This window comes from Oleiphilus sp. HI0067 (assembly GCF_001635735.1).
Window position 1 is genome coordinate 1 of sequence record NZ_LWFI01001132.1, and the last position, 1413, is coordinate 1413.

Here is a 1413-nt window from a genome sequence, read left to right on the forward strand (position 1 = left end):
CATAACAGCAGATCATTTGATTGGGAAAGCTGCAGAATTAAAGGTAGATGAGAATTATCGAAACGCGCTAAACCTAGGGCATTCTGCTTGCCATCTATCTGCTCTCGCGCTCAATCAAGCGATGGAACTCTATTGGAAACGCGAGGTAACCGAGGACAGCCTCGGGCATCCAGATTTTGATAAGATGGCGATCTCAGATTCAAAGGTCACCGAGTTTAAATCGCGTGACGAATACCGCATTGGAAAATCACTTAAGCGAAAGCAAGGCTTTAAAGCGGCTGAAGCATTAGAACAGCTCGAAAACGTGCAAGCGCTAATAAATCAAACATTAGAAAGCTGGGTCGCGACTGGGGAATCAATCACCATGATTGCCGATGGGAATAAACTGAACGATACCAAGCGCTGGCAATGTCGCCTGAATGACAAACAAGCTGAGATCTTTTGTGGCGGATCGCATGCAGTGTCGCTAAAAGACTATCAAGCCATAACAGTAAAACTACAACTTAGTGACGATCAAGGGACGCTGACGATGTGCACCACAGCAACGCCAGCGTAGTCTAATACCCTAATTAGAAAGTAGATAAAGCGAATTAAACGAGATGCGCCCAAAGGTCGTATTCATCAGCTTCCTCAATTTCGACTTCAACGATCATTCCCACATCTAGGAAGGTAGCGCCATCGATAAAGACTTGTCCGTCGATCTCAGGCGCGTCACCCATCGTACGACCAACTGCGCCTTCGTCGGCAATTTCATCAATGATCACGAACTGCCGTGTTCCAACTTTTCGTTGCAAGCGGCGTGCAGAAATCGCAGCTTGCTTCTCCATAAACCGACGTTTACGGTCCTCTGCGACATTACTCGGAACATGATCTGGCAAATCATTCGCTGGCGCACCTTCAACAGGTGAATAAGTAAAACAACCAACGCGATCTAATTGTGCTTCATCCAAGAATTCGAGTAACTCTTTAAAATCTTCCTCAGTCTCGCCAGGAAAACCGACGATAAATGTACTGCGAATAGTTAAGTCTGGGCAGAGCTCCCGCCATTTTTTAATACGATCCAAAACCTTTTCAGAATGAGCAGGTCGTTTCATTGCTTTGAGTACTTTTTTACTCGCGTGCTGGAACGGAATATCCAAATAAGGAAGGATCTTGCCTTCGGCCATTAACGGAATAATCTTATCAACGTGCGGATATGGATACACATAATGTAATCGCACCCAAACGCCCAACTCACCCAGCGCAACAGCAAGATCTTGCATGCGCGTTTCTAATGGCGAGCCCGCGTTAAAATCAAGCTTGTACTTAACATCAACACCATAAGCACTCGTATCTTGTGAAATAACGAGTAGCTCGCGCGTACCCGCATTAACGAGTTTTTGTGCTTCTTCTAAAACAGAAGAGATTGGTCGG

General features: G+C 45.7%; 2 protein-coding genes. One reads left to right on the top strand and one right to left on the bottom strand.

Features of this window, described 5'->3' with window-relative positions:
- On the top strand, nt 1–556 hold a 556-nt coding region (locus tag A3739_RS30005), incomplete at its 5' end, for a hypothetical protein (protein WP_197472376.1).
- Nucleotides 557–590: 34 nt separating this feature from the next.
- Here the strand turns inward: A3739_RS30005 and A3739_RS16435 are convergent.
- A partial coding sequence (locus A3739_RS16435) for a radical SAM protein (RefSeq protein WP_156502631.1) occupies nt 591–1413 on the bottom strand: 823 nt, incomplete at its 5' end.